Genomic DNA, 7,831 nt, shown 5'->3' with positions numbered 1-7,831 from the left:
TGCCACCGGCGATACCGGGGTCCTACTGCGCGGTGTGCAGCAGCTCGTCCGGACGCACCAGCCCCGCGCGGAAGGCGAACAGCACGGCCTGCACCCGGTCACGCGAACCGGTCTTGGCGAGCACCCGGCCGACATGGGTCTTGACGGTCGCCGCGGACAACACGAACCGTTCCGCGATCTCGCCGTTGCTCAAACCGTGGGCCATCGCGGTGAGCACCTCGACCTCGCGCGGGGTGAGATCGTCCGGAAGGTCCACGTACGTGTCCTTCGTCGCGGCGGTCTGTTCGAGCATGGGCGACACGTGCCGGAGCAGACGCCGGGTCGCGCGCGGGGCCATGACCGCGTCACCGCGATGCACGGTGCGCACCGCGTCGAGCAGATCCTCCGGCGGCGCATCCTTGAGCAGGAATCCGCTCGCACCGGCCGCGATGGCCTGAACGACGTAGTCGTCGTTGTCGAAGGTGGTGAGCACCACCACCTTCGGTGCCTCGGGGTCGGCGAGCAGGGTGCGGGTCGCCGAGATCCCGTCGACCCGCGGCATCTGCACATCCATGAGCACGACGTCCGCGCGGACGCGCCCGAGTTCGATCAGCGCGGCCGCGCCGTCGGACGCTTCGGCGACGACGACGATGTCCGGCTGGGATTCGAGCACCATGCGCAGGCCGGCGCGAACGAGCTGCTGGTCGTCGACGAGTGCGACGCGGATGGGTGCGGTGGGTTCGGTCGGTGCGGCGGGTTCGGTCATCGCTGCCACCCTATGCGGGGAGCTCGGCGCGCACACGATAGCCACCCCCGTCGCGTGGTCCCGCGACGGCACGTCCACCGTGTAGGCGGGCGCGTTCCTCGACCCCGGTCAGACCCTGCCCACCGGGCGGCGACTGCACGAGGGCGGCGGCACCACGCCCGTCGTCGACGACCTCCACGACCAGCACGTCCGGCCGCCAGTCCAGCCTGACGTCGGCGTGCGCGTGGGGCCCTGCATGCTTGAGCACGTTCGTCAGCGACTCCTGCACGATCCGGTAGACCGACAACTGCGTTCCGACCGGAAGGTCGCGGGCCTGCCCGGCGACGGTGTACGTCACGTCCAGGCCGCTACCGCGCATCTGACCGACGAGCGCGTCGAGGTCGTCGAGACCGGGGGTCGCTGTGAACTCGCGGGGCGTGTCCTCGCGCAGCACCGACAGCAGCGACCGCATGTCGGACAGGGCGCGGCGCCCGGTTTCGGCGATCGTGGTGAGCGCACCGGCCGCCGCCTCGGGATCGGCTGCGGCCGCGTACCGGCCGCCGTCGGCCTGCGCGATCATCGCGGTGAGCGAGTGCGCGACGATGTCGTGCATCTCCCGCGCGATGCGGGTGCGTTCCTGGGTGGCCGCCAGTTCCGCCTCCTTGAGCCGGTCGAGTTCGAGCAGACGGTTGCGTTCGGTCAGCGACTCCATCTCGCGCAGCCGCAGTCCCCGCATCCGGCCGAACGCCCAGATGCCGGCGAGGAGCACCGCGACGAACACCGCCGCCGCGACCGTCTCGAAGAGGGTGCGGCCCTCGTACTGCCCCATGTACTTCACCCCGGCCGCCGCACCGCCGATCGCCGCCGCGGCGAGCGCACCGTTCGCGGCCCAGCGCGGCGCGTAGGCGGCGAGCGCGTACACCGAGGCCGGCACAGCGATCGGGACGATCACGGACATCTGCGGCAGCACCAGCAGGTGCGCGTACGCCGCCGCCGCGACCAGCCCCCCGGACAACACCGGTCGGGTGCGCCGCCACGCCAGCGGACCGGTCAGCGCGAGCGCCACCAGCACCCCGCGCGCACCCTCGTGCCCGGTCACCGCTCCGGCGACGCCGGCCATCGCCAGCAGGACGGCGACGACCCCGTCGATCGTCGCGACGTGGGCACGGCTCCACCGGCTCCATCGCTCGATCAACGGGGTCGTCTGCACGGAACCGCCGGGTTCAGCCGAGCAGCTTCTGCCGCAGCGCGTCGTCCTTCTCGAGCACCATCTGCTCGAGGCCGGCCTGGAAGCGTTCCATCTGCTCACGCAGCGCCGGATCGGAGGCGCCGAGGATGCGGGCGGCGAGCAGGCCGGCGTTGCGGGCTCCGCCGATCGACACGGTCGCGACGGGAACACCGGCGGGCATCTGCACGATCGACAGCAGCGAATCCATGCCGTCGAGGTACTTGAGCGGCACGGGGACACCGATCACGGGCAGCGCCGTTGCGGAGGCCACCATGCCCGGCAGGTGCGCGGCGCCACCGGCACCCGCGATGATCACCTTGATGCCGCGACCGGCCGCCGACTTCGCGTAGTCGAGCATGCGCTGCGGGGTGCGGTGCGCCGAGACGACCCCGACCTCGAATCGGATCCCGAACTCGGCCAGCGCCTCCGCTGCGGCCTCCATCGTCGGCCAATCCGAGTCGCTGCCCATGATCAGGCCGACCTGTGCGCCCTGCGCCACGTCACTCACCCTGCTCTCCCGTGTGTTCGTTCCAACCGTCGGTCCATACGCCGTGCGAGAGCCAGTGCGCGGCCCGTTCGGCACGCTCGCGGACCGCCGCCACGTACTGCGGATCGGTGATGGATCCGGACGGGTCGCCGAGCACGTTGACGTGCCCGATCTTGCGGTCCTTGCGTTCACCCTTGCCGTACAGGTGCACACGCACGTCGGGCATCCGCGCGAACAGATGGTGCAGGCGCTCGTCCATGCTCATCTCCGGCGCCTCGGGCGCGCCGAGCACGTTCGCCATCACCGTGACCGGGGCGAGCGGCGTGGTGTCGCCGAGCGGATAGTCCAGGACCGCGCGCAGGTGCTGCTCGAACTGTCCGGTGCGGGCACCGTCCATACCCCAGTGGCCCGAGTTGTGCGGACGCATCGCCAGTTCGTTGACGACGAGTTCGCCGCCCTCCGTCTCGAACAGTTCGACGGCCATCACGCCCACGACGCCGAGTTCCCCGGCGATGCGCAACGCGAGCTGCTCGGCCGCCGTCTCCACGTCCTCCGGCAGGTCCGGGGCGGGTGCGATGACGACCGCGCACTGCCCGTCGCGCTGCACCGTCTCGACGACCGGCCACGACGCGCCCTGCCCGAACGGGGACCGGGCGACCATCGCGGACAGCTCGCGGCGCCACGACACCTTCTCCTCGGCCAGCAACGGCACCCCGGCGGCGAGCCGATCCTCGACGACGGCCTCGAGTTCCTGTTGGTCGTCGAGAATCCACACGCCACGGCCGTCGTACCCGCCGCGGGCAGCCTTGAGCACATAGGGCCAGCCCAGCTTCTCGCGCGCGGCCTTCGCATCGGCGACGGACCGGATGACCGCGAACTTCGGCATCGGGACGCCCAGGTCACCGAGCCGCTCACGCATGGCGATCTTGTCCTGCGCGTAGATCAGGGCCTGCGGCGGCGGGAGCACGTTGACGCCCTCGGCCTGCAGCACCTTCAGGTGCTCGGTGGGAACGCCCTCGTGGTCGAAGGTCAGGGCGTGTGCGCCGATCGCGGCGCTGCGCAGTGCCTCGAGATCGTTGTGGCTGCCGAGCACCACGTCGGGGCTGACGCGGGCGGCGGGTTCGTCCGCGCTGCCCGCCAGGACCCGCAGGGTCTGACCGAGGGCGATCGCGGCCTGATGGGTCATCCGGGCGAGCTGGCCGCCGCCGATCATCGTCACGACGGGCATTCCGCCGGTCAGCGCGCGGGGGGTGTCGGATCTGGGGGGCGAATCAGGTCTACCGGTCACGACTGTCCATGGTGTCACATCGGAAGACCGGCACTGCTGCACCGTGCGCGTGCACGCTGTCACAGCATGTGAGGCGCCCGACACATTCCTGTGCTAATACTGAAAATTTCATCCGGATGCGAAAGTCTGCGATCCGGTTTCGTAGACTTGTCCGAGTGTCTTTCGTCGATGTCGCCATGAACCGCGTTCCCCAGCCGCTGCGAGGCCTGCTCCTGCGGCACAGCGAGCTGGTCAAGTTCGCCATCGTCGGCGGCACGACCTTCGTCATCGACTCGGGCATCTTCTACACCCTCAAGCTGACGGTGCTGGAGGAGAAGCCGGTGACGGCCAAGATCATCGCCGGCATCATCGCGGTGATCTGCTCCTACATCTTCAACCGCGAATGGTCGTTCAAGAACCGCGGTGGCCGTGAACGTGCCCACGAGGCGTTCCTGTTCTTCTTCGTCAGCGGCATCGGAGTCGTACTCAGCTTCATCCCGCTGTGGATCTCGAGCTACGTGTTCGGGCTGCGGGTACCCGAGGTGAGCCTGACGGTCGAGAACATCGCCGACTTCATCAGCGCCTACATCATCGGGAACCTGCTGCAGATGGCGTTCCGCTTCTACTGCTTCAAGCGGTTCGTCTTCCCCGAGGAAACCGGCCCCGACGCCGAACTCGGCGAGCTCGCCGAGGAACAGATCGGACGCTGACCCACCCGCTGCTGCCGGCCCACCGGTTCAGCGAGGCTCCCGACTCGCATCCGACGTCCCGTGCCCGCGGTCCCGGGACGTGCCGAGGAACAACGCGAACAACGCCGGCCTCCGCCGTTGCAGTTCGAGCCGGCCGCCGTCGGCGGAGACCAGCGCGCGGGCGAGCGCCAGCCCCACCCCCGTCGATCCGCTACCGGAGAACCCACGATCGAAGATGTGCGGGGCGAGTTCGTCGCTGACACCCTCCCCCTCGTCGGTCACTTCCACACACACCGTGTCGTCGCCCGCCCGCCGCACCGAGACCGTGCAGGTCCCGCCGCCGTGGACCAGCGCGTTGTCGACCAGCACGGCCACGGCCTCACGCAGGCGCGAGCCGGTCACGGTCGAGCGCAACGCCGGGTTGCCCCGCAACACCAGGTCGCGTCCGGCCTCCCGGAACGGTCCGCGCCAATCCGCGATGACCCCCGACATCTCCCCCACCACCGACACCTCGGTGCGCAGGGCGGAGCCACTGTCGCGGGACTGTCGCACCAGATCGTCGATCGCGGCGGTGAGCCGGTCCACCTGGGCCATGGCGGCCTCGGCTTCCTCCACGACCGCAGGATCGGAGTGCGTGGACAGTTCGTCGAGCCGCAACCGCACCGCGGTCAACCGCGAACGCAGCTGGTGCGACACGTCACCGACGAGCATGTGCTCGCGCTGCAGGCGCCCCGCGATCTCAACCGCGGCGGCATCGAGCACGTCGGAAACCCGATCGAGCTCCGGGATGCGGTGCCGCCGCGGATCCGGCCGGAAGTCGCCCTGGGTCAGTCGCGCCGCGCGCGCGGCGACGTCGCGCAGCGGATCGGCCAGGCGCCGCGCGGTGACGACGGCGACGATCGCGCCGGCTACCACGGTCAACAAGACGATCGTGGCCACGGCCGCCAGGACCTGCCGTTGCACGGTGCGCACGCCCGCCGACGGCGCCTCCAGCCGCAACGACCCGGATGTGCCCAGCGACAGGGACTCCAGGATCGGCGCCGAGACTGCCGGAGCGCCGATGTCGAGACGGGCAGCGGCGTCCTCCGGGGTCGGATAGACGATCACCAGGCGGCCGCCGTCGGGCACGAGCAGCCGCATCGAACTCGTGTCGAGGCCGCCGGCGATCACCCCCTCCGCGCCTTCCTGGGCGATGATCTCGGAGGCCATCAGCTCCAGCCGTCCCTGCAGATCCCGGCGCATGGTGTCCTCGACGAACAGGTACGCGGTGTAGGCGAGCGGAAGGCCGAGCAACAGCGCGACGAGCAGCACCACGGCGAGAACCGCGATGAGAATGCGACGACGCACGAGCGGCCCCGGCTAGTCGGTGTTCACGCGGAAACCGACACCGCGGACGGTCGCGATGCGGCGTTCCCCGGCCGGCCCCTCGTCGCCGATCTTCCGGCGCAGCCACGACATGTGCATGTCCAGAGTCTTGGAACCACGCAGGTCGACGTCTCCCCACACCTCCTGGAGGATCGCGTCCCGCGAGACGACCTGCCCGGCGTGTTCGAGCAACACCCGCAGCAGCTCGTACTCCTTGTTGGCGAGGACGACCTCGGAACCGTCGACGAGCACGCGCCGCGCGGCGCGTTCGAGCCGGATCCCGGCGACCTCGACCACGTCGTCGGTGTCACCGCCGCCCCGGCGGCGCAGCAACGCCCGCACACGCGCCATCAGTTCGGCGAGGCGGAACGGTTTGCCGACGTAGTCGTCGGCGCCCGCGTCGAGACCGACGACGAAATCGACCTCGTCGGTGCGAGCGGTGAGCATGAGTACGGCCAGGTCGGAGCGGTTGGTCCGGATCTGCCGGCACACCTCGAGACCGTCCATACCGGGCAGTCCGAGGTCGAGGATCAGCAGCTCGTACCGGCCGGACAGGGCCTCTTCCAGTGCGGCGGGGCCTTCCTGGGCGATCGTCACCTCGTACCCCTCGCGACCGAGGGCTCGCGAGAGGGGCGCGGCGATGGCTTCGTCGTCTTCGGCGAGCAGGACAGCGGTCACGGAACCAGGGTACGGATCCGCCGGGGGCGCTGTCCGAATTACCACGCTTTGCGGCCGGTGCCCCCACCCGAGTCGTCACGTCCCCGGTCGTCACCGCCCCGATCGTCGCGGTACTCGCCGGTCCCGTAACCGCCCCTGTCGGCGCTGCTGTCGAACGCCTGCCGGTAGAGCAGCGTGTGCACGGTCTGCACGTCGGGGATGTCGTCGAATTCGAGCGGATCGTCGGCCGCGGAGACGATCACCAGGGTGCCGGTACGCAGCATGCGGTCCACGATGCCGTGCCGGAACTGCACGTTGCTGATGCGACCCATCGGAATGTCGATGCCGGTGTGGGTGATCACGCCCTGCCGCACGAGGACCCGCCGGTCGGTGACGATGAAGTGCGTCGTGAGCCACCGCACGAGGGGCGCGACACAACGCCAGCCGACGAGAACGACCCACAACACCAGGACCGCGACGGTCAGGACACCGGCCGCGGCGCCTTCGAGACGCGTACCGGCGACACCGAGCAGGAAGCCCGCGACCGCGGTTGTCAGCAGGAAGATCGCGGTGGGGACGATGAGCATCTTCCAATGCGGATGCCGGTGCAGCAGCAGCTCTTCGTCGACGGCGAGTGCGTCCTCGGGGTAGCCCATGCCGCCGAGGATCGCACGTCGCGCGACCGGAGGTCAGCCCACGGGTCGCAGATGGGTGATGTCGCCCGCGGCGATCGCCACCGGGTCGCCGTCGCGGTCGGGACGGACGACGATCCGACCCTGCTCGTCGATGTCGACGGCGACGCCGTGCAGTTCGGTGTCGCCGGGCAGGACCGCCCGCACCCGCTGTCCGACGGTGCTGCACCGTTCGCGGTAGGCGTCGGCAAGTGCCGCGGTGTCCCAGTCGTGGTCGTGCCACCGGCGCATCCGCTCGGCCAGGTTGGTCAGCAGCACCTGCGCGAGGCGGGTGCGGTCGAGGTCGGTGGCTCCCGCTAGCATCAGCGACGTCGCGGTCGGCACCGGCAGTTCGTCCTCGGCCAGCGAGACGTTGAGGCCGATGCCGACGACGACCGCGGGGACGGGTGCGGTCGCGGCGATCTCGACGAGGATTCCGGCGACCTTGCGACCGTCGACGAGCACGTCGTTGGGCCATTTCAGTTCGGCGGGCACGCCGGTGACCGAACGGACGGTGTCGACGGTCGCGATTCCGGCGAGCAGCGGCAGCCAGCCGAGGTCGGCGAGGTCCACCCCGGGCAGGGTGACGAGTACGGAGGCGATCACCTGCGCGTTCGGAGTGCCCTCGAACCGGCGCGAGTGCCGTCCGCGGCCGCCGGACTGGAATTCGGCGAGCAGCGCGCGCGGCGCGTCGCCTTCACCTGCGACGGCGAGCAGATCGGCGTTGGTCGATCCGGTTTCCT

The 7,831-nt window shown here is 70.3% G+C and carries 8 protein-coding genes and 1 pseudogene; 1 reads left to right on the top strand and 8 read right to left on the bottom strand.

Going from position 1 to position 7,831, the window contains the following annotated elements; translation table 11 throughout:
* Window positions 1-22 precede the first annotated feature (22 nt).
* The 4 genes from I0Q12_RS17350 to I0Q12_RS17335 are packed head-to-tail and all read right to left on the bottom strand — an operon-like array spanning window position 23 to window position 3,727.
* The gene (locus tag I0Q12_RS17350) at window positions 23-745 is read right to left on the bottom strand and encodes a response regulator transcription factor (RefSeq protein ID WP_197253075.1); all 723 of its coding nucleotides are present in this window, start codon (window positions 743-745) and stop codon (window positions 23-25) included.
* Between the two features lie 10 nt (window positions 746-755).
* Window positions 756-1,934 (bottom strand): sensor histidine kinase, encoded by a 1,179-nt coding sequence (locus I0Q12_RS17345; RefSeq protein ID WP_197253074.1) that lies wholly within the window; start codon window positions 1,932-1,934, stop codon window positions 756-758.
* A gap of 13 nt (window positions 1,935-1,947) precedes the next feature.
* The gene (gene purE / locus I0Q12_RS17340; protein ID WP_197253073.1) at window positions 1,948-2,460 is read right to left on the bottom strand and encodes a 5-(carboxyamino)imidazole ribonucleotide mutase; all 513 of its coding nucleotides are present in this window, start codon (window positions 2,458-2,460) and stop codon (window positions 1,948-1,950) included.
* Window positions 2,453-3,727 carry a 5-(carboxyamino)imidazole ribonucleotide synthase gene (locus tag I0Q12_RS17335; protein ID WP_307846320.1) on the bottom strand — a complete coding sequence of 425 codons (1,275 nt, stop codon included), beginning with the start codon at window positions 3,725-3,727 and terminating at the stop codon, window positions 2,453-2,455. Before I0Q12_RS17335 ends, purE begins: the two co-directional genes overlap by 8 nt.
* Before the next feature lie 176 nt (window positions 3,728-3,903).
* On the opposite strand from I0Q12_RS17335, the pseudogene I0Q12_RS17330 reads away from it, so the two are divergent.
* Window positions 3,904-4,383 (top strand): annotated as a pseudogene (locus I0Q12_RS17330) (GtrA family protein); the annotation flags it as partial.
* 60 nt (window positions 4,384-4,443) lie between these two features.
* Here I0Q12_RS17330 and I0Q12_RS17325 read toward each other — a convergent pair.
* From I0Q12_RS17325 to I0Q12_RS17310, 4 genes are all read right to left on the bottom strand, one after another.
* Window positions 4,444-5,742, bottom strand: coding sequence for a HAMP domain-containing sensor histidine kinase (locus tag I0Q12_RS17325; protein ID WP_197253071.1), 1,299 nt, complete (start codon window positions 5,740-5,742; stop codon window positions 4,444-4,446).
* Between the two features lie 12 nt (window positions 5,743-5,754).
* The gene (locus I0Q12_RS17320) at window positions 5,755-6,438 is read right to left on the bottom strand and encodes a response regulator transcription factor (RefSeq protein WP_197253070.1); all 684 of its coding nucleotides are present in this window, start codon (window positions 6,436-6,438) and stop codon (window positions 5,755-5,757) included.
* A 38-nt stretch (window positions 6,439-6,476) separates the two neighbouring features.
* A complete protein-coding gene (locus I0Q12_RS17315) occupies window positions 6,477-7,073 on the bottom strand; it encodes a PH domain-containing protein (RefSeq protein ID WP_197253069.1) in 597 nt (198 codons plus the stop codon).
* A gap of 33 nt (window positions 7,074-7,106) precedes the next feature.
* A partial coding sequence (locus I0Q12_RS17310) for a biotin--[acetyl-CoA-carboxylase] ligase (RefSeq protein ID WP_197253068.1) occupies window positions 7,107-7,831 on the bottom strand: 725 nt, incomplete at its 5' end.

The sequence above is a fragment of the Rhodococcus sp. CX genome, assembly GCF_015865005.1.
In the GTDB taxonomy this organism is placed as follows: domain Bacteria; phylum Actinomycetota; class Actinomycetes; order Mycobacteriales; family Mycobacteriaceae; genus Rhodococcus.
This window is presented reverse-complemented; position numbering and strand designations above follow the sequence as displayed.

Coding starts and splice junctions, on each gene's coding strand:
- I0Q12_RS17315 (WP_197253069.1), bottom strand. CDS start 7,073: ATGGGCTACCCCGAGGACGCACTCGCCGTCGACGAAGAGCTGCTGCTG.
- I0Q12_RS17350 (WP_197253075.1), bottom strand. CDS start 745: ATGACCGAACCCGCCGCACCGACCGAACCCACCGCACCCATCCGCGTC.